Genomic DNA, 21,644 nt, shown 5'->3' with positions numbered 1-21,644 from the left:
GGTGCCCTTCGGTTGAGGGAAGTTATTCACTTGCCCATTTCAAAGCGGTTTTTGTAGTCCCGAATAATGATGTTGAAAGCTGCTTCATCGGAGAGCAGCGCGTAACGACGGTGTTTATTTTCCGGCTCGAACGGATCAGAAAAATCCATTCCTACGCCAAGGAAACCAATCAATACGTTGAATTCAACTTCGTTTAATTCAACGCCGGTTTCCCTGACCAATTTGGCGACCTCGGGAATTACCGCGTTGTTTACGAACTGGAAAGCGGGGTAGTGCTTGGCAGAGCCGTTGGTGAACGCCAGCACCTGACCTGCCTGCACTTTTTTACTTAACGCCTGCCGGCTAATGCCCAGCAGTGTGCAGGTGGTTTGCGAGTCGAGTAACTCGTAGCAAGCCTTTACCTGCTCAAACAGGCGGCCCTTGCCTTTGGCAAAAGCGATTTGATTGCGAACCCCGATGCTGAGCTTCTTTATGTCGTCGCTATCCAGCCGGCCCAACAGCCGCCAGAAGAACTCTGGCTCTTCACTGAAGACCGCCAGCTCAACCAACGCGGGTTCGGGCACTTTCTCCAGAAAGGCTGCAAACCCCTCCAGCAACATCGCTTTCGCCGCTGCAAGGGGGCTGTTGTCAGAGTTAGGAAGTCGGGCGGCGGTCGTCATGGGAGGTGTCCTTAGCTGGCGTGAACCACAACCGCAGGCTAGTGGGGCGAAGCTCAAGCGTCAACCTGTCAACCTGTCCACTCGTCAATCTGGCATTACGCCCTACTCAACGGTCCGCTTAAACCGATAAAACAGATTCGGCTCACTCACCAGATACAAATCCCCATTGCTGCCCATCGTCATGCCTTCGGCCTGCGGCACATCGGCTTTCAGGCCCAGGTTGCCCGCGCGCAGGTTGAGGCTGCTGAGCGGTTCGCCGTGCTGGTCGAGTTCGACGATCATTTTCGACTCATCGGAAAGCGCCCACAGGTGTTGGGTGGCGCCGTCGTAGTAGAGGCTCGAAAGGTCGGTGAGGAACAGGCGCTGGTCGCGCTCGGGGTCGGTGCGCACTTGCAGGCGCAGCGGGCCGGGGCCGTGGTGCATAAAGCCGCTCACTTCGAAGATGCGCATCGGGTCGCGCTCTTTGGCAATAAACAGACGCTCGTTGGCGGCGTCGTAGGCCAGGCCTTCGAAGCCTTTGTTTTCTTCGCCGACGCTGCTGAGGTCCAGTTGATGGGCGTTGATGGGGTCGTCGATGTCGATCTGGGTGGTGGCGGCGTTGATGTGCACTTCGGTCAGCCGGCGGCGGCGTTCTTCGACGATTACGTACACACCAGGGCTGATGTATTCGATGGCTTCCGGGTCTTTGAAGCCCAACAGGGGGATGCTGCGTAGCAGTTCGCCGTCCAGAGACAACTCGAGAAAGTGCGGGCGCTGGTTGGTGACGCTGACCAGGGTTTGTCGCTCGGTGTCGAAGGACAAGGCGGACACATTGGTGAGATCGCCGATGGCGCGCCCTTCGATATCCACTTTAAAGCCCGGCAACTTTGCCTGGCCGGCGGGGTTTTCCGCTTGTTCGATCTGGAACCACACGCGCTCGAAGTAGCGGTTGTGCTGGGCCATCGCGGCGGTGCTAACCAGCGCTAGGGCCAAACAGCCCTGCACAACTCTGGAAGCAAACAGGCCTTTCATTACACGCTCCGCTCTAAACCATCAGTGCCGCCGAGTATGGCGGGCGGCTATTACAACTTGCGTTGTAATAGATAACCGCAGGTTTCAGAGCCTGATGGGGCTGATTAGTTCGTGGGTTCGTAGGTTGGGTTGAGCAAAGCGACGCCCAACGATACGCCCTTATCAGCGCCACCATTGCCGTCAAACAGGACACTTGCGAACCGCAGTGTTGGGCTTCGCCTACGGCTTAACCCAACCTACGCGATGGCCAACCAATCGCTAAAACTGGCGGCCTGGCCAATCTTCTCGCCGTGCTCGTCGAGCACATTCCACACCGCCGCCTGTTCTATCCAGAACCGTTGGCCGTTCTTGGCGATGCGAATGCCACGGTAGTCAGCGACGTGTCCGTCGCGGCTCACCTGCTCCAGAAACCGGTGGCGCTCGCTGCGCTCCATCGGTTCGGCGGTGAGGCGTGAAGGTGTGGCGGTGAGTTCGTCCCAGCTATAACCCCACAACCCCAGGGTGGCGGCGTTGCCGTAGTTGAGGATGGGGTCGGCCTGGGTGCCGTGGGAGAGCAAGGTACGCGGCGCATGGTAGGCCGTTTCGGCCAGTTGCCCGGCGCTCAGGGCGAGGGCGCCGGGCAGCAGCTCGACGCCGAACCAGTGGCGGTAGCTAGTCAGTATTCGACGGACTTGCAGGACGGCAGCGGGAGTTTGCCAAGGGTGCATGGGGTTTATCTTCTGCCGGAAAAGAGGCGCACAGCTTCGCCGCTCGACTGGGGGTGTGCAAAGGCTCGGCGGGCTGAACGGCGCCCTCGGCCGATAGCGGTTGCGTCTGGCCAACGTTACGCAGCAGAAAGTGCGACAACGCGGGAATCAGGATCAGCGCCCCCAGCATGTTCCACAGCAGCATAAAGGTCAGCAGGATGCCCATGTCCGCCTGGAATTTGATCGGCGACCACACCCAGCACACCACGCCGGCCGCCAGAGTAATGCCGACCAACGCCACCACCCGCCCGGTAAACGCCACGGCGCTGCGGTAGGCATCGCTCAGGCTGCGGCCTTGGCGTTGGTAGTGCAGTTGCACGCTCAGCAGGTACAACGCGTAGTCCACGCCGATGCCCACGCCTAGGGCAATCACCGGCAAGGTGGCGACTTTCACACCAATGCCCATCACCACCATCAACGCTTCGCACAGCACCGAGGTCAGCACCAGCGGCAGCAGCGCCACCAGCATGGCGCGCCAGCTGCGGAAGGTGATCAGGCAGAAAATCGCCACGGCCAGGTACACGTACAACAGCATGCTGCGGTTGGCATCGCGCACCACCATATTGGTCGCCGCTTCGATACCGGCACTGCCGGCGGCCAGCAGGAATTGGCGGTCGTCGGTGCTGTTGTCGCGGGCGAAGCGTTCGGCGATGGCCACCACGCCGTCGAGGGTTTCGGCTTTGTGGTCTTTGAGAAAGGCGATTACTGGCATCACCGAACAGCGGTTGTTGAACAGTTCCGGGGCGTTCACTGAGGCTTGCTGGGCGGCGTAGTTGAGCACGTCCTGGTTGCGCTGCAGGCTGGCCATTTTCGGGTTGCCTTCGAATGAGCCGGCGGTGATCTGCCGTACTGCGTTCACCAGCGACACGGTGGTCTGCACTCCGGGATGCTGTTGCAGCTCCCAGGCCAGCCGGTCGGCGAGCACCAGGGTGCGGTAGTCCAGACAGCCCTCGGCCGGGGTTTTGATCATCACCGCAAACAGGTCGCTGGACAGCGTGTAGTGGCTGGTGATGTACGCGTTGTCGAGGTTGTAGCGCGAGTCGGCGCGCAGCTCCGGCGCGCCCCGGTCGAGGTCGCCAATCTGCAGGTGCAGGCTCACCAGGTAGCCGCCCACACCGAGCAGGGCCGCCAGCAGCACGGTGACGGTGGCCCACTTCGGCGTGGTGAAGCGGTTGAGGCCATCCCACATGCGGCCGAACCCACGGTGCTGCTCCGCGCGGGTGTCGATGCGCAGCGCACGCTCGGCAGCCTTGGCGCCAACGCCGACATAGGACAGTGCAATCGGCATCAGCAGCAGGCTGGTAAATACCAGCACGGCCACACCAATGCTGGCGGCGATGGCCAGGTCCTGGATCACCGGAATGTCGATCAGCATCAGCACGGCAAACCCCACGGCGTCGGCCAGCAGCGCGGTCACCCCGGCGATAAATAGACGGCGAAAGGTGTAGCGCGCGGCGATCAGCTTGTGGGTGCCACGGGCGATGTCTTGCATGATGCCGTTCATTTTCTGCGCGGCATGGGACACGCCAATGGCGAAGATCAGAAACGGCACCAGCACCGAATACGGGTCGATGCTGTAACCCAGCCAGGCAACGATGCCCAGTTGCCAGACCACCGCCAGCAACGAGCAGCCAATCACCAGCAAGGTGCTACGCAGGCAGCGGGTGTAGAGAAAAATAATGGTGAATGCTGCGGCCACGGCCAGGGCGAAAAAGGCCATGACCTGCACCAGCCCGTCGATCAATTCGCCCACCAATTTGGCGAAGCCGATCACCCGCACGCTGTATGGGCCTTTGCCCTGCGCCGTGGCGTTGATCTGCTCAACCTTGTCGCGCAGCGCCTCCAGGCGTTTGGCGAAGGCGTAGTAGTCGATGCCGTGGCCGGTGGCGGAGTCCTTATCCAGCAGCGGCACCACCAGCATGCTTGAGCGGAAATCGTTGGCCACCAGGCTGCCCACCACACCGGCGCGGGCAATGTTCTGGCGCAGTTGTTCGATGCTGCTGGCCGAGCCGTCGTAGGCATCGGGCATCACCGCGCCGCCCTGAAAGCCCTCCTCGGTCACTTCGGTCCAGCGCACGCTGGGCGCCCACAGCGAACGCAGCCAGGCGCGGTCGACGCCGGGGGTGAGGAACAGATCGTCGTTCACCTGCTTGAGCACCGCGAGGTACGCCGGGTCGAAGATATCGCCGGCCTGATTCTCCACCACCACCCGCACCGAGTTGCCCAGGCCGCGCAGCTGGTCGCGGTTGTCGAGGAAGTTGCGGATATAGGGCTGGCTCTGCGGAATCATCTTTTCAAAGCTGGGCCGCAGTTCCAGACGGGTGAGCGCCATGTAGGCGAACAGCACCGAAAGCAGCGCAATAAGAGCGATAAACCACGGCCGGTGGTTGAACAGCAGGCGCTCCAGCAGGTTGCCGCTGGCGGGGTCGAAATCGCGCAGGTCGCGGATCACCGGCATGTTGTCTTGTTTGATGGAGCCCATGATGGTTTCTCGTTGACCGGGTTAGGGCAGGCGCTGGCTGCGCACGCCGCGGTTGCCGACCAGCACCAGGCTGTCGTCGGCGCTGAACTGGGCGGCGCTGATCGGCGCCATCTCGGCTTGTGGCACCACTTGCAGGGCCTGGCCCGAGACGTTCAGGCGCAGCACATGCCCGGCCTGGGTGAAAAATACAAAGTGCCCGGCAGCATCGCGCGCGGCGGCGGTGATATTGCTTTGCACGCCGGTGTCCAGCTGCTGCCAGGTGGCGCCCTCGTCGGTGCTGCGCAACACATGGCCGCGCAGGCCGTACACCAGCAGTTCGTTCGCGGCGCCGATTACGCCGAAAAAGCTTCCGGTGTACGGGGTTTGCAGGGCGACAAAGCGCCCCTGCTCGGCGTTCCAGCGCAGCAACAGGCCCTGCTCACCGGCGATATAGGGCACGCCGTCGACGGCGGTGATGGCGTTCAGGTGCAGGCGTTGCGGGTTGTCGGTGTACTCGCCGAAGGGCTGCCAGTGCTGGCCGCCATCGTCGGTGCGCAAGATCAGGCCGAACACGCCGACGGCATAGCCGAGCTGGTCGTTGGCGAACCACACATCCAGCAGCGGCTTGTCGGCGCCCTCTTCCACCATGCGCTGCGCTTCGGCCACGCGGCTGGCCCACTCTTCATTGGCCGGGTCGGCATTGGCCAACGCCGAATACCGCGCCTGCATCAGTGCGCCGATCTGGCGCCCGTCGAGTTGTTTGGTCCAGTGCTGACCGGTGTCGGCGCTGTGCAGAATCACCCCGTCATGGCCCACGGCCCAGCCTTGCTCGCCGCTGGGACAGTACACGGCAGTCAGGTCGCTGCTCGCGGCCACCTGGGCTTGTTGCCAGGGGCCGGCGGCGGTGTCGGCCACCAGCACATGACCGCGTTGCCCGACCGCCACCAGGCGCTCGCCGCAGCGGCGCACGGCATTCAGCGGCGCCACGCTGGCGAGCGGGCTGATACGCGCAGACAGATCCAGCACGTCGATAAAATCTGCCCGCGCACCCAGGCACACGCTGCACAGGAGCAGCGCCAGCAAAGGTCGCAGGGCATTGATGAAAATGTTCATGGTCTATCTCGGCATTAAAGGTGCGCCGGCGGGCATAGGCGCTATGCCCACCGGCGCCCGAACTCAGCGGATGCCCGCGCCAGCCAGCGACTCGGGTGACCACTGCGCCTTCGATAGCGCGTCGATGTAGTGGATGCCGCCGTACGGGCCGACCACGCCGTTGATGTTGTACGAGCCACCCACCAGGTCGTAGATCATGAAGGGCGTGGAGTCCGGCACGGTCTTGTCGTAGCTCTGGCTCAGGAAGGCAAACGAGCCGCGATAGAGCTGGCCATGACCGTCGTATTGGTCCGAGGCCAAAGCGACCCAGCTGTCTTCGTCGAGGTAGAAGCGACGCTTGGCGTACACGTGGCGAGCGCCGCTTTTCAGCGTGCCTTCCACTACCCACACGCGGTGTTTTTCCCAGCGCACCAGGTCCGGCGCCAGGTGGTTGGGCGTGGTGATGGTTTTGGCGTCCGGGGCGTATGTCAGGCGATACGTGTTGTAGGGAACGATCATTTCCTGCTTGCCCACCAGCTTCCAGTCGAAGCGGTCCAGCGCGCCGTTGAACACGAACACGTCGTCGTAGGTGCCGGCGCCGGCGGTGCCCGGGTTCGGCGTGTCGTAGGCGAGGTTGGGCGCCAGCTTCACCCGACGCACGCCGGGCAGGTATTGCCAGGCGCGGCGCGGTTGCTGCAACGGGTTGGCGGCATCGTTAAGCATGATCGCCTCACCGGCACGGCGGGCCGGCGCCGTGTAGTACAGCTTCATCTGGTAGTAGGTGGCGCTGGCGGTAATCGGCTTGGCCATGTCCTCGTAGATCGGGTAGCTGATAAACGCCTGCCCGGTGGTGGCCAGGCTGGCCACGCCGGCGGAGTCGACGTTCCACGAGTCGTACTTGGAGTTGATGGTTACGCCCTGGTAGCGCAGCAGAAAATTCCACATGGCTTCGGCGCCCGACTGCGGAATCGGGAACGGTACGCCCGGCAGCACGTTATCGATGGCCAGCCCGCCTTCCAGCGATTTGGCACCGGTGGCGTTTTTCACGCTGTTGTCTTGCACGGCCTGCGGCACGGCAGCGGTACGGTGGGTGGGGTAGAGCTCAACGCGAAAACTGGGAAAGCGCTTGGCCAGTTCCACGGTGGTGGCGGTGAGCTGGTCTTTGTATTGGTCGACGTTTTTGCCATCGATCACCACCAGCGGTTTTTCGCTGGCGAAAGGATCAGGGCGCACGCTGTCGCCGCTTTTGAAGCCCGCCGGCGCCTGATTCAGGCCGCCGGTGTAGGCCGGGATGCTGCCGTCGGCGTTGCCGGCCACTTGTGCGCCAATGGCGGTGAGGCTGGTGCCCAGTTGCGCCGCTTCAGTTGCGGAAACGGCGGCATGGGCCTGGCCGGCCATGGCCAGGGCGAGTGATACAGACAGTACGGTGTGCACGAATTTCATCTTGTTGTTCTCCTGCGCTGAGGCGGGTAATTCGTGGATCAGAAGGTGGTTTTAAACGTCAGGTAAACCGCGCCGCGGTCTTCGCCGCTGGCACCGCCACCGGAGAACGACGAGTAGCCACCGGCGTAGCAGGTGTAACGCTGGGTCGCGTCCAGGGCGTTGGGCAGCGCACCGTCGGTGGCGCCGTTTTTGCATTTTTCGGTGTCGCCGAAGGAGTCCACGTACTTGAGGTCGACGTAGTACTGGTTGTAAACCGCCGCACTGACGCCGAAGGCGTAGTTGCCGGTGTCTTCGGCACCGCCGGCGGCGACCGGCGAAACGCCGTCGATACCGACGTTGATGGACATCGGCGCGCTCAGGTCCACACCGGGCATCACCTGATACCAGGTGGGGGTGAAGTTGACGGCGATGCCCCAGTTATCGCGGGTAGCCTTGTCGATGCCGTGGTAAGTGCTCTTGCCTTTGTAGAGCGCCTCGTTCTTGCTATCGAGGCTCAGCAGGTTGCTGTAATACACCTCGCCCAACAGGCTCGCGGCGTCGAAGAACGCAGTCTTGGGCAGCGCCATCAGCCCGTTCAACACGAAGTGCAACGTGTCGCCGGTGGCGCTCATGCTGTCGCCTTCGTGCAGCGGGGCATCGACCACACCAGTACTGGCAAAGCGCGGAGTCAGCGGGCCGCCACCGCTCACCAGGAGCGGGCTGTAAATCGCCGGAATACTGGCCAGCGGCATGCCGTGACGAACGTTCAGGTCGCTGCCGACGCTAACGCCGCCGAAGTCCTTGGAGAGGCTGAGGCCATAGATATCGATGTCCTCGCCGTAGGCCAGGCGATAAGACGTGGTTTCGATGGAGTTACGCAGGCCCGCCACGTTGCCGACTAGGGTCAATTTGCGTGCATCGAGCACGGCTTGCGGGAGGATGTCGGACGTTTTGCGGTAGTAGAAACCCAGGGTGCCATCCAGCCACTCGGGGGCCCACTTGGCCATCACGCCCCAGTCGCCACTGTTGTCCGGGGTCAGGTCGTCGCCACGGCGAATATTGCTCAACGTGCCGTTCGGGCCAGCCAGACCGATGCCGCCGGTATGACCCAGAATGAACGACTGCGCACCTTCGCCAATCAGGTCGGAAGAGCCGTAGTAGGTGCCCGCTTCCGGCAGCCGCGCCGCATCCCAATCGAGGAAGTACTGAGCGCCGAACGACCACTCGGAGTTAAGGGTGAAGCTGGTGGACAGCTGGTTGCGCGGCACGAACAGTTCTTTGGCTTCGGTGCCCGGCGAGGCGGCCAGTTTGGCCAGGTCCAGGCCCGATTGGCCGTAGCTGATCGAGTGCACCGGGTTGAGGATGGTTTCGCCCCAGAACACGTTGTGCTGGCCGGCCTTCATGCTCAGCAGCGATTGCTCGCCCACTTCGGTGCTGTAGAACACGAACGCATCCAGAATCTCGCCGGACGGCCCGCTGTAATAGCGCTGCGCATAGTTGCTCAGGTGCGAGCTGCCGAATACCGCCGGAGCAGCAGGTCGGCCACCCCAGCCGGCGATGGAGGAGTAGTCGCCATTGCCGTTGACGAACGGGTTGGCGTTGGAGCCGGTGTTGTCATACGCCTTGTCGTACCAGCTGGCGCCGCTGACGCGCATCCCCATACGGTTCTGGTAGACCACATCCAGTTCAGTCAGCAGGTCGAGGCGATTGGTGATGTTGGTGCCGGCTTTGCGGAAGTTGTAGTCGCCGTCGTTGTTGTTCGGCGTGCCGAGCATGCGGGTATCGGCGCTTTCGGTGCGCACGCCGTAGTTGTACTTCACGGTGTTGTCGAAGCGCAGGGACAGGTCCGGGTTACCGGCGTCCACTTCAAAGGCCTGGGCGGCCGGCACGGTGGCCAGCACCATGGCGGTGGCCAACAGGCTTCGACGCAAGGGCGGGCGGTGCTGTTTGTTAGTGTTGTACATCGCGTGACTCCGCTTTTTGTTGTTATGGGTTGCTGCAGGTCGCACACGCGGGGTGGCCGCGCGGGCGGGTAAAAGGGGTTCCTTGTGGGGTTGGAAGGATTGCGTGCGTCCGTATCGGGCCTTAGCCCAGCAATCGCTTGAGCAGCGCTTCGGCCTGCGGCCATTCGCCGTAGCCTGAAGCCGGGTTGAGGTGGCCTACCGCGCCCAACTCGACCAGCTCGGCGCCCCAGTCGCGGGCCATCAGCCGCACGGCATCCACGCTGGCCAGGTGATCGTTGCTGCTGGCAGCGACGATGCTGGGAAACGGCAGCGGCCCGGCCGGTAACGGCGACCAACCGTTTTGCTCGAGCACCTGCGGGCTTGGGTACTGGGCCGGCCAGGCGCAGCTAAGGTCCGGCGGGGTGACCAGCAAGGCGCCGAGGATCGGCCGCGAATAACGCGCCGCCCAGTGCACGGTCATCAGCACACCGGCGCTGTGCGCCACCAACACCACCGGGCCATCGATTGCATCCAGTGCGCACTGAATGGCCTCGACTCGGGCGGCCAGGCTCAAGCCATCCCGTTCCAGCGGCGGCACCGTGCGGCTATTGGGCAGGCGCGCGGCGAGCAGGGTTTGCCAATGCTCCGCCACGTGGTCGCGCAGGCCGGGAATAAAAAGCACGGTGACTTCGGAGGTGTTCGCCACAGGGAGCTCCTGACTGCCAATCCGGGTTCGGCGCGCACAGACGCCGGGGTTGAGCAGACAGTAGAGGCCGGGGCCCTGGCGACGCTTCACATTAAGCGTCAGCCATTTCGCTATTCATGACAGCCCCGCGCCAACGCCATGGCCACGGGGGCCTGTCGTGGTCATCGAACGCTGCTAGAGTCTGGGTTACGGGTGCCATTTCTCATTTCGTGACATCCCCGTGACCGCTCGGGCGGGCATCGGGCATCATGCGCGGCGGTCGTTGAAACGGCCGTGCCTGTGAAGGAACTAGAACAATGACAACACTGGTTCGCGCAGCGGTTTTGACCAACTTCCTGGAGGTCGCCCAGCACCTGGGCCTCAAGCCCCAGGCGCTGCTGAATGACGTGGGCCTGAGCAAGAGTCAGCTGCAGGACCCGGAACAACGCATCCCCATCGATGCCGCCGTGCGCGTGCTGGAAAACGCCGCCACTGCCAGCGGCTGCCTCAACTTCGGCCTGCGCATGGCCGAGTCGCGCCAGCTTGCTGACTTCGGCGCGGTCAGCCTGCTACTCACCCACCAACGCACCCTGCGCGAGGCGTTGCAGGTGGTGGTGCAATACCGCCACCTGCTTAATGACTCGTTGGCGATCTATATCGAAGAAGCCGGCAGCATGGTGATCATCCGCGAGGAAGTGGTGACCGCTGCGGGCCTCAGTTGCCGGCAGGGCAATGAGCTGGCGATTGGCGTGATGTACCGGTTGTGCGCCGCGTTGCTCGGCACCCACTGGCGGCCGATCAGCGTCAACTTCACCCACGCCGCGCCCGACGATGTGCAAGTGCATCGTCGGGTATTGGGTCCCAAGGTGGAATTCAACAGCGAGTTCAACGGCATCGTCTGCCACGCGGCGGACTTTGACGTGCCCAACCCCCAGGCCGACCCCGGTATGGCGCGATACGCCCAGCGTTTTCTCGACTCGTTGCAGGTGGAGCAGGACTCGCCGCTGATGTTCGAGGTGCGCAAGGCCATCTACCTGTTGCTGCCCATGGGGCGGGCCACCATCGAGCAAATCGCGATGGCCATGGGCATGAACGTGCGCACCTTGCAGCGGCGCCTCGAAGAGAACGAGGCGACGTTCAGCGACTTGATCAATGGCGTGCGCCGTGACCTGGTGATCCGCTACCTGGAAAACCCCGGCTATTCGCTGGGGCGTATCGCCGACATGCTCGGCTATTCAATGCCCAGCTCGTTTACCCGCTGGTTTATCAGCCAGTTCGGCATTCCGCCAGCGGCCTGGCGCAGCGAGCACGGCATGCGCCGCGAGAAGTAGCCGGTCAGAGGCCCCAGCGCATCACCAGCAGCACCAGAACGACCAGAAAAACGGTCTCACCGACCATCAGCAGAATCGGCTTGATGCCAACCGTGGCCAGCTCCTTGAGTTGGGTCTTCATGCCCAACGCCGCGATGGACACCACCAGGCACCAGCGCGAAGCCTCGTTGACGCCGGTCTGCACCAGCGCCGGCACCCAGCCGGTGCTGTTGATGCACGCCAGAATCAGAAAACCGACGGCAAACCAGGGCAGCAACGGCGGCCGCTGGGTGCCCGGCTCCACGCCCTGGGCACGGGTGATCAGAGCCGCGCAAAGAATCACCGGCAACAACATGGCCACGCGCATCAGCTTGACCACCGTGGCGATATCGCCGGTTTCCGGCGACATGCTGTAGCCGGCGCCAACCACCTGCGCCACGTCGTGAATGGTGGCGCCGAGAAAGATCCCCGCCTGTTGCGGCGACAAGCCCAACGCGTTGGCGATCATGGGGTAGAGGATCATCGCCAGAGTCGACAACGCCGACACACCAATCACGGTAAACAGCGTGGCGCGCTCTTTTTTCGGGTGGTTGGGCAACGCAGCGGCCAGGGCCAGCGCCGCCGACGCGCCGCAGATGGCCGTAGCGCCGCCGGTCAGCATGCCGAACAGGCGCTGAAAACCCATGGCCCTGGCAGCCAGCACCGAACAGCCGATGGTGACCAGCACCAACACCACGACCAGCGCGACCGGCTTCCAGCCCAGGGCGGCAATTTGTTCCAGGGTGATGCGCATGCCGAGCAGCGCGACGCCAATGCGCAGCACCGTGCGGGCGGTGAATTCGATGCCGGCCTTGCAGCTGCCTTCGCCGGCCAGAAAGTTCAGGGCCAGCCCGAGCAGCAAGGCGAACAGCATGACCGGCGCGCCGTAATGTTCGGACAGAAAGGTGGCAGCGGCGGCGACCACCAGGCTGACGGTGATACCCGGCGCCAATACGCGGGCGCGGTCGTTGAAATGAGTGAGAGCGATGGCGCTCATGGCGCGGAGTCCTCGATAACGATAAATAACTGCTCGCCCTCGGTGCGCACCGGGTAGGTGGTCACCTTGAGCGCGGTGGAGTTGAGCAAGTAGCCGCTGGCCAGGTCGAACCGCAGGCCGTGGGCGCGGCATTGAATGACCCGACCTTGCAGGTGGCCCGCGCACAGCGAAGAGCCCTGATGGGGGCAACTGTCGGCAATGGCATGGAAGTGCCCGTCGAGGTTGAACAGCGCAATGCTGTGGCCGGCAAGCTCCAGCAGCGCGCGCTGGCCGGCCGCCGGCACCTGAGCGGCCGGCACGACAACACTGCGGCTCATACCAGCGAGCTGCTTTGCACCGGCACGCTCAGCGCCGCGTGCATGCCCTGCAGCAACCGCTCGGCCGGCTGCGCGCCTTCGAGCTGCAACTGCTGGTCGAAGACAAACGTCGGCACGCTGTTGGCGCTACCTTGCGGCGCTTGAAACGGCCTGCCGTCGCTGTACAGCGCCCGCGCCATGGGTTCACGCGGGTAGCCGCAGGCTTCGGCAATGGCCAGCAGGGTGTTGGTGTTGCCCAGGTCTTCGCCGTGCTGGAAATGCGCGGCGAATAAGCGCTCCAACAACTGGTCGCGCTGTTGCGGGCTGCCCAGCACCTTGGCCTGACACAGCAGGCGGTGAGCGTCGGCTGTATTGGGCATCCGCGGGATGCGCTCGAAATTGAAGTGCAGGCCAACAGCCTCGGCGGCCTGCTGCACCTGCATCTGCCGACCGCGCACGGCGGCTTCGCTGCCCAGGCGGCGTAGGTAGAAGTCGTGAAACGATTCGCCGATGGCAGGCAGATGGGGCAACAGCTGGACGCCCTGCCAGTCGATGCTCACGCCTTGGTCGGGCAACGCTTGCCGCAACTGGGCCACGGCCTGTTCTAGTTGCCGTTTGCCGATCAGGCACCAGGGGCAGATAAAGTCGAACGCCACGTCGATACGCAGGGCACGGCTCATGACTGCGCCTCCAGCTGCGGCGCAACAGGCTCTTGCGCGCTGGGCTCACCGCGCAGCCGGGCGATGTCGTTCAGGTAATGGCAACGGGCATAGAAGAACACCGCTGCGGCGCCGATGCTCACCAGCGGTACCAGTTGGAAAGCCGTTTGCAGCCCGAATACATCCGACAGCCGCCCGGTAATAAAGGGACCTGGCGCCAGACCCAACAGGTTATTGGCCAGGGTCAGGGTGGCAAACGCCGTGCCGTGCACCGAGTAATGGGTGAGGTTGGCGACCATGGCCCCTGCAGGACCGGTGGTGCCGGCGGCAATCAACATGCCCAGGCCGATCAGCAGCAACTGCGCCGGCCCCGGCGGCAACGCAAACGCCAGCGACAACAGCAGGCAACTGCCCAGGCAATAAGCAACGGCCAGGGCGATTTTGCGTGCCGGCGCATCGCGGCACAGGCGGTCGCTGAGCATGCCGCACAGAATCATCCCGGCGCCGCTGCACAGCACAATCAGGCCGGCCAATGCGCCGGCCTTGTCGGTGCCCATTGCGTAGTAGCGGTTGAGGTAGCTGGGCATCCACACAATCACCGTGCCGGCGACAAACAATTGCAGGCCGCTGCCGATATACGCCGCCACCACGGAGCGGCTGGCATACAAGGTACGCAGGGGCCGCGTCGCCTTTTGTGCGGCTTGTTGAGCGGCGCTGGTAAAACGCGTGTGCGACACCCGTGCCTCGCTGACGATCAGCGGATAGCAGGCAGCCAACAGCAGGCCGAACAGGGCCATGCCGATAAACGCCGTGCGCCAGCCAAAGTGCGCGGCAATGGCGCCGCCCAAGGCCATGCCCAGCACCGAGCCGAACATGCCGCCGGCCATAAACGCAGCGGTGAGGGTGGCGCGCATATGTTTGGGAAATACCGACAACACCACGGCAATGCCGACACTGCCGTAAGCCGCCTCGCCAACGCCCACCAGAAACCGCGCCACAAACATTTGCTCGTAGCGCTCGGCCAGGCCGCAGATCAGGGTGGCGATGCTCCACAGCAGCGCCATGAAGGCCAGGCTGCGCACCCGCCCGATACGGTCGGCGAGCAGCGACAACGGAAAGGTCAGCAAGCCGACCATCAAGGCGACCACACCGCTGAGCATGCCCAGCTGGCTATCGGACAGGCTCCACTCGCTTTTCAGCAGCGGGAACACGGCGTTGAGGACCTGGCGTGACATGTAGTCGGAAATGAGCAGGCCGAAGGTCAGGGCAAAAACGACCCAGGCATAGCTGCGGGGAATGCCGACCGAGGTGTCGACCTCGTCGCCCACGCTGTGATGAAAGGCCATGACGCCTCCTCGTTGCACTGCAACTGCTTGTTATTGTTTTAGTGGTGCGGTCAGGCACCCCCGCGCCGGGGCGCGGGGTACCCATTACCTTAGCTGCGCTGCGGCACGCCGAGCTGCCCGGCGCGGCGGTTGGGCGCCATGCCGTTGGCCTGCAAGGTTTGCTCAACGCTGTCGTACTGCACGCCAATGCGGTAGATATCGCGCGCCTCTTTGCCGCTGGCGATTTCACGACCCAGCTCGTGGGCCACGCGCACGGTTTGCTGAATCTGCTGCACCGAGCTGAAGCGCTTGCCGTGCTGGTCGATGATGGTGTCTTCAATGCCCACGCGTGGGTGCAGACCCATGGCCAACGCCATCGCGTTGAACGGCAGCACGTTCTTCAGCAACGACTCGGCCGTCAGGGTGCAGCCATCCGGAGCGCGGTGGATAAAGTTGAAGAAGTTGAACGGATTCGGGCCGTCGAAACCGCCGCCGATGCCGATCCAGGTCAGGTTCAGCGGGCCTTTGTAGAGGCCTTTGCGCACCATGCGTTCCAGGGTTTCCAGGGCGTGCATGCCGGTGAGCTGGAAGTGCGGCTGAATGCCGTTGGCGCACAGACGCTTGAGGTGCTCAGCCACCCAGCCCGGGCCGGCCGGCACGGTCATTTCGCTGTAGGCGGCGTGGATGCCCGGGTTGTCCAGCGAGGTGCCCGCCAGGTATTCCGGGTGGAGCAGCTCCATGATGTTCATCTGGGTGGTGTTGATTGCCACCGTCACCTGGTCGGGCTTGGGTGTCAGCTCGGCGAGCATATGGCGGGTGTCGTCGGACAGCCATTTGGCCGCTTCGCCATCGCCCTCGGGAGCAAACGAGATCGAGCCGCCGACCTGAATAATCATGTCTGGCACCGCGGCGCGTACGCCGGCGATCAGCTCGTTGAATTTGGACAGGCGCTTGGAGCCGGTGCCGTCCAGTTCACGTACGTGCAAGTGCAGCACGGTGGCGCCCGCTTCATAGCAGTCCACGGCCTTTTGCACTTGCTCGTCCATGGTCACCGGAATGTCTTCCGGGAAGTCGGCAGGCATCCATTCCGGGCCGTAGGGGGCAACGGTGATTACCACCTTTTCCATGTTTTCCGGGTGCAGCGAGTCGTCGAAGAATTGCATGGGGCCTCTCTTTTATTCTTGTTAAAAAGGCCCGCTCCGGCACGGTAGAAAACGGAGCAGGCCGAAAGGGGTCTAGAACGGTTTGTCGCCGATGATGCCGGTGCGCTCCATCTTGCGATGGCAGGCCGGGTAATCCATGACGGCGTAGTGCTGGGTAGAGCGGTTGTCCCAGATCGCCACGCTGTTGGGCTTCCAGCGCCAGCGCACCTGGTGTTCGGGGATGTACGCCTGGCTGATCAGATAGCGCAGCAGCTCGCCCGCACCGGGGTTGGCGTCTTGGCCAAACCGCACGTTGGCGGCGGTGTGGTAGTTGCTGAAGTGGGTGGTGAAGGCGTTGACGAACAGCACCTTCTCGCCGGTTTCCGGATGGGTACGCACCACCGGATGCTCGGCGTCGGGGTACATGGCCTTGAGTGCCAGGCGTTTTTCGAGCGGCATGGCCGCACCGAAACTGGCCTCGATACTGTGGCGAGCACGCAGGCCTTCGATTTTGCTTTTGATCTCGGCCGGCAGGTTTTCGTAGGCCAGGCCCATGTTCGCCCACATGGTGTCGCCGCCCACCGGCGGGCATTCCACGCAGCGCAGCACACACCCCATCGGCGGCATCTCGCGCCAGGTAGCGTCGGTGTGCCAGGCATTTTCGTAGCGGTCGTTCGGCGCGTCCGGCGATTTGTAGATGCGCACCAGGCCCGGATACTCCGGGTCGCTGCCGGCCACCGGGTGGTCTTCCAGCTCGCCAAAGCGCCGGGCAAAGGCCACGTGTTCGGCGCGGCTGAAATCCTGATCGCGCAGAAACAGCACCTTGTGTTGCAGCAACAGCGCTTTGATTTCGGCAAACAGGCCGTCGTCGCGGGCGGCCTCGCCGAGGTTGACGCCACTCAGTTCGGCACCAAGAGCGCAGGTCAGTTGTTCGACTCGCATGGCACGCTCCTCAAATGACGAAAATCGATGAGCCAGTGGTTTTGCGCGACTCCAGATCGCGATGCGCCTGCACGGCGTCTTGCAGCGCGTAGTGCTGGTTGATCTCGATCTTGATGCGGCCGCTACCGACGTGGTCGAACAGCTCACCGGCCAGTTCGGCTTTTTCCGCCGGGTCGGCGATGTAGTCGGCCAATGCCGGGCGAGTCACGAATAGCGAGCCTTTGACGGCCAGCAGCGCCGGGTCGAACGGTGGAATCGGTCCGGAAGCGGTGCCCACGCACACCAGCAGGCCGCGACGTTTTAGCGAGTCGAGGGAGCCGGCAAACGTGGTTTTTCCCACGCTGTCGAACACCACATCCACACCACGGCCATCGGTCAGCTCGCGCACCCGCTTGGCCACGTCTTCCACGCCATAGTTAATGGTGTGGTCGCAGCCGTGGGCACGCGCCACTTCAGCTTTGGCATCGGTGGAAACGGTGCCGATCACGTTGAGGCCGAGCAGCTTGGCCCACTGCGAAACGATCAGGCCGACGCCACCCGCTGCCGCGTGCAGCAAGATGCTGTCGCCCGGTTTGAAGGCGTGAATGCGGCGCATCAGGTAGGCCGAGGTGAGGCCGCGCATGGTCATTGCCGCTGCCGTTTCGAAGGCAATGGTTTCCGGCAGTTTGATCAACGGCGCCGCAGGAATCAGGCGCTCGGTGCTGTAGGCGCCGAGGGTGTTGATAAAGCCGGTGTAGGTGACGCGGTCACCGACGCTGACGTTGGTGACGCCTTCACCAAGGGCCACCACCACGCCGGCGGCTTCCACGCCGATGCCGTTGGGCAGCGGGATGGCATAAGTGCCATTGCGAAAGTAGGTGTCGGCATAGTTCAAGCCGACGGCTACATGGCGGATGCGCACGTGACCGGGGCCGGGTTCGCCGACCTCGACATCCTCGTAACGCAGAACCTCCGGACCCCCTGCCTCGTAAAATCGGACGGCTTTGGCCATGCCTGTTCTCCAGTCTTGTTATGAGCCACCAATAGCGTGGATTGGACTGTAGAACCGGGGCCCGTACGGGTGCTTCTCATCGCACGACAGGGGCTTTTCATTTCGTGACAGGCGGGATGGAGGAGTGAACAGGCTGTGGATAAGTTATCCACGGCTGCTGACGTGGAACGTCGCGGGCTTCTTGCGCGAACTAACCAGCCAGCCTGAATGCGGGCGCCATCCGCATTTGCTCATTGGCGGGAATCCCCAGATGGCGGGCGACCCTGGGCCATTTCCTGATGACGTGCTGGAAGCGCTCTATGGTTTGCCTGGCCTGGTCCGGAGCCACCCGGAAGTAGCCGGCTACATCGAGTGCCAAACCAAGATCGATGGCGTTATCTGCCTCTGAAACATTGAGCCTCAAGCCCGTCTCACCCGGTACAGGGTTCATGTCATAGGCAGGCGACAGGCGCCAACCGCGCTCGGGGTCTAACAGAAAACCATGGTTTCGCAGATGGTCATCCGTATTTGAAACCAGCATGTTGAAGACAATTCTTCCCCACAGCTCGCCAAGGTCCTTGTCGGCAGCAGCCCCCTGCCTGATCAATACCTCGGCGATCTCCAGATAGCTCGCCCCCGTTTCATGCCCGTCACCGTCCTGGTGTTCGGTCAGGGTCATCGCTGAAGCAAAATGCCGCCGACCGCCCTTGGCTGTTCTGTCGAAGCGCTTGACCATGAAACAGTGATGTTCACTCGCATACCGTTGCGCTTTTCCTTCTGCCACATTCAGCCCGCAGCCTTGGGCCAAGGTGTTGACGACCATCTCCCAGGCGCCCACATCATGGGTGTCCCTGTTGCTCGGGAACTTCCCTATCCACAGGGAATTATCATCATCGACGACGCTTGCCTTGGGCCTTGCGCCACCCAGCGAGCCGCCTGGAGCAATGAGCATCCGAATCCAGTCCTGTCCCTGAGCCCCTTGATCCTCGCCCGCTTCGAAACGACGCGAAGCCTCTTCCAGCTCACGCATACGGGCCATAGGCGGAGCCGCCTGCTGCGCATGGCTATCCAGGAACTCTCCGTCTTCGGCCACCTTGAAGCGCAAGCCCCCTACCCGGTAAGCGTCATGCACACCGATGAGGTAATCCGACTCGAATAGCCGCACGTCCTGCGCAGCTATTCCTGCGCGCTTATCTCGTTCCAAGCGACGGTCCATGAGCAGGCGCCCCCAACGATCAGGCGAGGAGTCAGCGAAACAACCAAAAATATTGCCTGCAGGGTATTGCCGCCCCTCGTAGGGCTGAATTCGAGGGTCAATTGCAATGTGCGTATGACGGGTGTGCAGAACAGCTCGCGCGTACTCGAACTCCATTCGCTCGGAAACTGCCAATCTGCGGGCGTGAAGGGTGCCAAGCAACACCGGTTCTATTTCATTCCAGTCGGCGTACACGAAGATCCGTTCAGGCATCGTCGTCCCCTAAAATCGCCTTCGCCAGTTCAGAACTGGTCTGGCTTCGGCTGGCAGCGGCAGCTGACGTCGGGATTTTCTCTTGCGCAGCAGCGAGCACCAGATTGTCCCCTGGCGCCGTGCGCGACGGAGTCAGCGTTGGCTTGATGCGCTCGACTGAAGAACGCCCTTTCAACTCCGCATCTTGCAGATCTCGGCCTAACTCGTCGGTGCGTGCAAGCAGTTCGAGGTCCTTCTCCAGCCCCAACGCTACTAACACAGACACGTAGGCGCCGATGGTCACTGCGGGGCTACCGCTCTCCAGGGCTCGCAACGTGGGGGCGCTCATACCGGCGCGCGCCGCCATCTGTGTCGCGGTTATCTTGCGACGCTTGCGGGCGAGTTCAATTCGTTCGCCCAACTGGCGCAGCAGCCGCTCCGCAGATGGCAGGAGGGGTGCGGTTTTTTTCGGCATGGCAGTATTTCTTCAATTTCAGGACCAATTTGAAAAAATACTAGCACATGGTTTTCTTGTCACTGGGCTTAAACCCGATTAAAGAAAGTATTTATTCGTTTTTAAGCGAAAAACATAAAAATACTTTCAACCACTTTCAATGAAAAATCTCACTGTGTGGTAGCGGGTGGAGTTATTCCACGGTGACGCTCTTGGCCAGGTTACGTGGCTGATCTACGTCGGTACCGCGCAAAACGGCCACGTAGTAGGACAGCAACTGCAACGGCAGGGTGTAGAGAATCGGCGCCAGGGCGTCGGAGATATGCGGCATGTTGATGACGTGGGTGCCCTCGCCGTTGCTCATGTTGGCCTGCACGTCCGCGAAGACAATCAGCTCGCCACCACGGGCGCGCACTTCCTGCAGGTTGGATTTGAGCTTTTCCAGCAGCTCGTTGTTCGGCGCCACGGTGACCACCGGCATATCGGCGTCGACCAGCGCCAACGGGCCGTGCTTCAGCTCACCGGCCGGGTAGGCTTCGGCGTGGATATACGAAATTTCCTTGAGCTTGAGCGCGCCTTCCATGGCCACCGGGTATTGCGCGCCACGGCCAAGGAACAGGGCGTGGTGTTTTTCGGCGAACAGTTCGGCGATTTTCTCCACGGTACCGTCCATGGCGAGGGCTTCGCCCAGGCGGGTCGGCAGGCGGCGCAATTCTTCCACCAGTTCGGCTTCTACACCCGCAGCGAGGGTTCCGCGCACTTGGCCCAGCGACAGGGTGAGCAACATCAGCGCCACCAACTGGGTGGTAAAGGCTTTGGTAGAGGCGACGCCGATTTCCGGGCCGGCTTGAGTGAGCAGGGTCAGATCGGACTCACGCACCAGAGAGCTAATGCCCACGTTGCAGATCGCCAGGCTGGCCAAGTAGCCGCCGTTGCTCGGACCTTTAGCCTTGCCGTTGCGCAGGGCTGCCAGGGTGTCGGCGGTTTCGCCGGATTGCGAGATGCTCACGAACAGGGTGCCTGGCTGCACTACCACCTTGCGGTAGCGGAATTCGCTGGCGACTTCGACTTGGCAGGGAATGCCGGCCAGTTCTTCGAGCCAGTAACGGGCGACCATACCGGCGTGAAAGCTGGTGCCGCACGCCACGATCTGTACGTTCTGCACCTTGGCGAACAGCTCGGCCGCTTGCGGGCCGAAGGCTTGAACCAGCACGTGGTCGGTGCCCAAACGGCCTTCGAGGGTACGTTGCACGACCTTGGGCTGCTCGTGGATTTCCTTGAGCATAAAGTGGCGGTATTCGCCCTTGTCGGCGGCTTCGGCGCCTTCGTGGTATTGCACGCTTTCGCGCACTACCGGCTGACCGTCGACGGTCCAGATTTGCACGCTGTCGCGGCGAATTTCGGCGATATCGCCTTCTTCCAAGTACATAAAGCGGTCAGTGACCTGGCGCAGGGCCAACTGGTCAGAGGCGAGGAAGTTCTCGCCCAGACCCAGGCCGATCACCAGCGGGCTGCCGCTACGGGCGGCGATTAGGCGGTCGGGTTGCTTGGCGCTGATCACGGCCAGGCCGTAGGCACCGTGCAGTTCTTTGACCGTGGCCTTGAGGGCGATGGTCAGATCACCGAGTTCTTTCAGCTTGTGGTCGAGCAGGTGGACGATGACTTCGGTGTCGGTGTCCGAGCTGAATACGTAACCCAGGCCTTGCAGCTGTTTGCGCAGGACTTCGTGGTTTTCGATGATGCCGTTGTGCACCACCGCCAGGTCGCTGCCGGAAAAATGCGGGTGGGCGTTGCGCTCGCTCGGCGCGCCATGGGTGGCCCAACGGGTGTGGGCAATACCGAGGCGGCCGGCCAGCGGTTCACCGGCCAGGGCCTGTTCCAGTTCGCTCACTTTGCCGACGCGGCGGCGGCGCTCGAGTACGCCCTCATTGCTGAAAACCGCCAGGCCTGCGCTGTCGTAGCCGCGGTATTCCAGACGTTTCAGACCTTCGACGAGGATGGCGGTGATGTTGCGCTCAGCGACGGCGCCGACGATGCCACACAT

Annotated in this window: 19 protein-coding genes; 1 reads left to right on the top strand and 18 read right to left on the bottom strand. The window is 62.8% G+C overall.

The window, feature by feature from the left end; translation table 11 throughout:
* Positions 1 to 26: 26 nt before the first annotated feature.
* The 8 genes from AC0V2S_RS07590 to AC0V2S_RS07555 all read right to left on the bottom strand — a co-directional run bounded on the left by AC0V2S_RS07590 (position 27) and on the right by AC0V2S_RS07555 (position 10,040).
* Positions 27 to 659 (bottom strand): hypothetical protein, encoded by a 633-nt coding sequence (locus AC0V2S_RS07590; protein ID WP_475509216.1) that lies wholly within the window; start codon positions 657 to 659, stop codon positions 27 to 29.
* A 102-nt stretch (positions 660 to 761) separates the two neighbouring features.
* Entirely contained in the window at positions 762 to 1,670 is a 909-nt protein-coding gene (locus AC0V2S_RS07585) for an SdiA-regulated domain-containing protein (protein ID WP_475509215.1), read from the bottom strand.
* 236 nt (positions 1,671 to 1,906) lie between these two features.
* Positions 1,907 to 2,377, bottom strand: coding sequence for an MEKHLA domain-containing protein (locus AC0V2S_RS07580; protein ID WP_475509214.1), 471 nt, complete (start codon positions 2,375 to 2,377; stop codon positions 1,907 to 1,909).
* Positions 2,322 to 4,898 carry an efflux RND transporter permease subunit gene (locus AC0V2S_RS07575; protein WP_475509213.1) on the bottom strand — a complete coding sequence of 859 codons (2,577 nt, stop codon included), beginning with the start codon at positions 4,896 to 4,898 and terminating at the stop codon, positions 2,322 to 2,324. Before AC0V2S_RS07575 ends, AC0V2S_RS07580 begins: the two co-directional genes overlap by 56 nt.
* Positions 4,899 to 4,919: 21 nt before the next feature.
* The gene (locus AC0V2S_RS07570; protein ID WP_475509212.1) at positions 4,920 to 5,990 is read right to left on the bottom strand and encodes a WD40/YVTN/BNR-like repeat-containing protein; all 1,071 of its coding nucleotides are present in this window, start codon (positions 5,988 to 5,990) and stop codon (positions 4,920 to 4,922) included.
* A gap of 63 nt (positions 5,991 to 6,053) precedes the next feature.
* The gene (locus AC0V2S_RS07565; RefSeq protein ID WP_475509211.1) at positions 6,054 to 7,412 is read right to left on the bottom strand and encodes a DUF1329 domain-containing protein; all 1,359 of its coding nucleotides are present in this window, start codon (positions 7,410 to 7,412) and stop codon (positions 6,054 to 6,056) included.
* A 38-nt stretch (positions 7,413 to 7,450) separates the two neighbouring features.
* Positions 7,451 to 9,355, bottom strand: coding sequence for a DUF1302 domain-containing protein (locus tag AC0V2S_RS07560; RefSeq protein WP_475509210.1), 1,905 nt, complete (start codon positions 9,353 to 9,355; stop codon positions 7,451 to 7,453).
* 121 nt (positions 9,356 to 9,476) lie between these two features.
* On the bottom strand, positions 9,477 to 10,040 hold the full coding sequence (locus AC0V2S_RS07555; protein ID WP_475509209.1) for an RBBP9/YdeN family alpha/beta hydrolase: 564 nt from the start codon (positions 10,038 to 10,040) through the stop codon (positions 9,477 to 9,479).
* Between the two features lie 296 nt (positions 10,041 to 10,336).
* Between AC0V2S_RS07555 and AC0V2S_RS07550 the strand changes: the two genes are divergently transcribed.
* A complete protein-coding gene (locus tag AC0V2S_RS07550) occupies positions 10,337 to 11,350 on the top strand; it encodes an AraC family transcriptional regulator (RefSeq protein WP_475509208.1) in 1,014 nt (337 codons plus the stop codon).
* Positions 11,351 to 11,354: 4 nt separating this feature from the next.
* Here the strand turns inward: AC0V2S_RS07550 and AC0V2S_RS07545 are convergent, their stop codons facing one another.
* From AC0V2S_RS07545 to glmS, 10 genes are all read right to left on the bottom strand, one after another.
* Entirely contained in the window at positions 11,355 to 12,365 is a 1,011-nt protein-coding gene (locus AC0V2S_RS07545) for a YeiH family protein (RefSeq protein WP_475509207.1), read from the bottom strand.
* Positions 12,362 to 12,682: a Rieske (2Fe-2S) protein gene (locus AC0V2S_RS07540; protein ID WP_475509206.1), complete on the bottom strand. Its 321-nt coding sequence runs from the start codon at positions 12,680 to 12,682 to the stop codon at positions 12,362 to 12,364. The genes AC0V2S_RS07545 and AC0V2S_RS07540 overlap by 4 nt, the downstream gene beginning before the upstream one ends.
* Entirely contained in the window at positions 12,679 to 13,341 is a 663-nt protein-coding gene (locus tag AC0V2S_RS07535) for a DsbA family oxidoreductase (protein WP_475509205.1), read from the bottom strand. Before AC0V2S_RS07535 ends, AC0V2S_RS07540 begins: the two co-directional genes overlap by 4 nt.
* Positions 13,338 to 14,666 carry an MFS transporter gene (locus AC0V2S_RS07530; RefSeq protein ID WP_475509204.1) on the bottom strand — a complete coding sequence of 443 codons (1,329 nt, stop codon included), beginning with the start codon at positions 14,664 to 14,666 and terminating at the stop codon, positions 13,338 to 13,340. Before AC0V2S_RS07530 ends, AC0V2S_RS07535 begins: the two co-directional genes overlap by 4 nt.
* Positions 14,667 to 14,755: 89 nt before the next feature.
* Positions 14,756 to 15,808 (bottom strand): beta-keto acid cleavage family enzyme, encoded by a 1,053-nt coding sequence (locus AC0V2S_RS07525; protein WP_475509203.1) that lies wholly within the window; start codon positions 15,806 to 15,808, stop codon positions 14,756 to 14,758.
* Between the two features lie 72 nt (positions 15,809 to 15,880).
* Positions 15,881 to 16,729 (bottom strand): TauD/TfdA dioxygenase family protein, encoded by an 849-nt coding sequence (locus AC0V2S_RS07520; protein WP_475509202.1) that lies wholly within the window; start codon positions 16,727 to 16,729, stop codon positions 15,881 to 15,883.
* 10 nt (positions 16,730 to 16,739) lie between these two features.
* Positions 16,740 to 17,720 carry a quinone oxidoreductase family protein gene (locus tag AC0V2S_RS07515; RefSeq protein WP_475509201.1) on the bottom strand — a complete coding sequence of 327 codons (981 nt, stop codon included), beginning with the start codon at positions 17,718 to 17,720 and terminating at the stop codon, positions 16,740 to 16,742.
* A 190-nt stretch (positions 17,721 to 17,910) separates the two neighbouring features.
* On the bottom strand, positions 17,911 to 19,167 hold the full coding sequence (locus AC0V2S_RS07510; protein WP_475509200.1) for a type II toxin-antitoxin system HipA family toxin: 1,257 nt from the start codon (positions 19,165 to 19,167) through the stop codon (positions 17,911 to 17,913).
* Complete coding sequence (locus tag AC0V2S_RS07505; protein ID WP_475509199.1) at positions 19,160 to 19,621, bottom strand: helix-turn-helix domain-containing protein; 462 nt, start codon at positions 19,619 to 19,621, stop codon at positions 19,160 to 19,162. Before AC0V2S_RS07505 ends, AC0V2S_RS07510 begins: the two co-directional genes overlap by 8 nt.
* 172 nt (positions 19,622 to 19,793) lie before the next feature.
* Positions 19,794 to 21,644 carry a glutamine--fructose-6-phosphate transaminase (isomerizing) gene (gene glmS, locus AC0V2S_RS07500; RefSeq protein WP_475509198.1) on the bottom strand — a complete coding sequence of 617 codons (1,851 nt, stop codon included), beginning with the start codon at positions 21,642 to 21,644 and terminating at the stop codon, positions 19,794 to 19,796.

The organism is Pseudomonas sp. CC11G, assembly GCF_056174845.1.
The sequence above is the reverse complement of the archived record's forward strand: the minus strand, read 5'-3'. Positions and strand labels throughout refer to the sequence as shown.

Coding starts and splice junctions, on each gene's coding strand:
- AC0V2S_RS07535 (WP_475509205.1), bottom strand. CDS start 13,341: ATGAGCCGTGCCCTGCGTATCGACGTGGCGTTCGACTTTATCTGCCCC.
- AC0V2S_RS07515 (WP_475509201.1), bottom strand. CDS start 17,720: ATGGCCAAAGCCGTCCGATTTTACGAGGCAGGGGGTCCGGAGGTTCTG.
- AC0V2S_RS07590 (WP_475509216.1), bottom strand. CDS start 659: ATGACGACCGCCGCCCGACTTCCTAACTCTGACAACAGCCCCCTTGCA.
- AC0V2S_RS07550 (WP_475509208.1), top strand. CDS start 10,337: ATGACAACACTGGTTCGCGCAGCGGTTTTGACCAACTTCCTGGAGGTC.
- AC0V2S_RS07575 (WP_475509213.1), bottom strand. CDS start 4,898: ATGGGCTCCATCAAACAAGACAACATGCCGGTGATCCGCGACCTGCGC.
- AC0V2S_RS07585 (WP_475509215.1), bottom strand. CDS start 1,670: ATGAAAGGCCTGTTTGCTTCCAGAGTTGTGCAGGGCTGTTTGGCCCTA.
- glmS (WP_475509198.1), bottom strand. CDS start 21,644: ATGTGTGGCATCGTCGGCGCCGTCGCTGAGCGCAACATCACCGCCATC.
- AC0V2S_RS07560 (WP_475509210.1), bottom strand. CDS start 9,355: ATGTACAACACTAACAAACAGCACCGCCCGCCCTTGCGTCGAAGCCTG.
- AC0V2S_RS07545 (WP_475509207.1), bottom strand. CDS start 12,365: ATGAGCGCCATCGCTCTCACTCATTTCAACGACCGCGCCCGCGTATTG.
- AC0V2S_RS07580 (WP_475509214.1), bottom strand. CDS start 2,377: ATGCACCCTTGGCAAACTCCCGCTGCCGTCCTGCAAGTCCGTCGAATA.
- AC0V2S_RS07525 (WP_475509203.1), bottom strand. CDS start 15,808: ATGCAATTCTTCGACGACTCGCTGCACCCGGAAAACATGGAAAAGGTG.
- AC0V2S_RS07530 (WP_475509204.1), bottom strand. CDS start 14,666: ATGGCCTTTCATCACAGCGTGGGCGACGAGGTCGACACCTCGGTCGGC.
- AC0V2S_RS07565 (WP_475509211.1), bottom strand. CDS start 7,412: ATGAAATTCGTGCACACCGTACTGTCTGTATCACTCGCCCTGGCCATG.
- AC0V2S_RS07510 (WP_475509200.1), bottom strand. CDS start 19,167: ATGCCTGAACGGATCTTCGTGTACGCCGACTGGAATGAAATAGAACCG.
- AC0V2S_RS07505 (WP_475509199.1), bottom strand. CDS start 19,621: ATGCCGAAAAAAACCGCACCCCTCCTGCCATCTGCGGAGCGGCTGCTG.
- AC0V2S_RS07520 (WP_475509202.1), bottom strand. CDS start 16,729: ATGCGAGTCGAACAACTGACCTGCGCTCTTGGTGCCGAACTGAGTGGC.
- AC0V2S_RS07570 (WP_475509212.1), bottom strand. CDS start 5,990: ATGAACATTTTCATCAATGCCCTGCGACCTTTGCTGGCGCTGCTCCTG.
- AC0V2S_RS07540 (WP_475509206.1), bottom strand. CDS start 12,682: ATGAGCCGCAGTGTTGTCGTGCCGGCCGCTCAGGTGCCGGCGGCCGGC.